We start from the raw sequence: 1,302 nt of genomic DNA on the forward strand, positions 1-1,302 counted from the left end.
GGACGTTCTGGACGCCATGCTGGCCGTTATCATCCGTGACGCCAGAAAGATTGGGCAGAAAAAACGGCTCCGCTCGCTGAAGGATCTGGATAAATCTGCATTGGCGCTCGCCAGCGCATGTTCGTACTTGCTGAAAGAAGAAACACCTGACGAATCGATTCGTGCTGAGGTGTTCAGCTACATCCCTAGTACTAAATTTCAAAAGTTTTGACCCACCCCCTGACATAGCCGGATACAGGGGGATATCAAAATCCAAGCATACGGGTAAGCTTATCCTTGTATTCCTTGACAGCTTTAGAGCTGGGAGCCTTTTCAGATGTAAGCCTGAACAGGTACAGTCCAATTGTATAGAAGTAGCAGTAGCCTGAACAGGTACAGTCCAATTGTATAGAAGTAGCAGTAGCCTGAATTGTTCAGACGCAGACCATTTTTGCATCGTTCAACAATATGCTCAAAACGCTTCTTCATTTGCTCCAGAATTCTTCTCCTTGAAATCAGGTGATTTTCAAGGTTGAACTGGATATTGAAAGGAATAGGATTTTTTTCATATTCCTGGTACCACTTCAAAGAGGCAGATTCAAGCTCATCCACGCTATTCCATGATGCTCCTTTGAGCACTGCATTGGAGTAAATGCTGAAGTGTGCTTCAACCGGGTTGCACCATGATGAGGTAGTAGGAGTGAAAATAAACTCAAACTCAGGGTGTGCGTTGTGCCATTCAGCTTCAAGCTTGTGTGTAGAAAGGTTATCCAGAACAAGCTTAATCTTCTTTCCTCTAAGCTCAGGGTTATTCTCAACCAGTGCTTCAAGGAAGCTTTTGAATTTCTCACGATCTTTGGTCTGTGAAAATTCTATGTAGGCCTTGCCTGTCCTGGGATTGAAAGCTGCTAAAAGATTGGTAGTACCGTGCCTGATGTACCTGCATCCAGGTTTAATGTCCATACCATAAGTTGGCACAAGAGCATGCTGATTTGCCTGTATACAAGGCTTTTCGTCATAACTTAAAACAACAATGTTTTCATCATCATCTTCTGTCACTTTGCAGAGCGCTCTATGAACACTGGTAATCTTAGCCTCATAGTCGCGATCGGTACTGAAGCAGTAAGAGCCAGATGGACGCCTTGCTATGCCGTGTTTTTTGCAGAACCTGCACATAGTTGACGGAGATACCCTCATAACTGCTGCAAGGCCAGCAATTGTCCAGAAGTCAGATGAACTGATTGAATCTCTGGCATGATCGAACTCATCAAGGGATTTTATGTAATCAGGGCTTGTGAAGCAGAGCTCCTTAATCTCCTCAAT

At 44.3% G+C, this 1,302-nt stretch carries 1 protein-coding gene and 1 pseudogene; one reads left to right on the forward strand and one right to left on the reverse strand.

Translation table 11 applies throughout. The features are described from left to right. Positions 1–187, forward strand: a pseudogene (locus MXE41_RS12970) (hypothetical protein); the annotation flags it as partial. A gap of 125 nt (positions 188–312) precedes the next feature. Here the strand turns inward: MXE41_RS12970 and MXE41_RS12975 are convergent. Further along, on the reverse strand, positions 313–1,302 hold a 990-nt coding region (locus MXE41_RS12975), incomplete at its 5' end, for an IS630 family transposase (protein WP_247100893.1).

The sequence above is a fragment of the Anaerobiospirillum sp. NML120449 genome, from assembly GCF_023051105.1.
In the GTDB taxonomy this organism is placed as follows: Bacteria; Pseudomonadota; Gammaproteobacteria; order Enterobacterales; family Succinivibrionaceae; genus Anaerobiospirillum.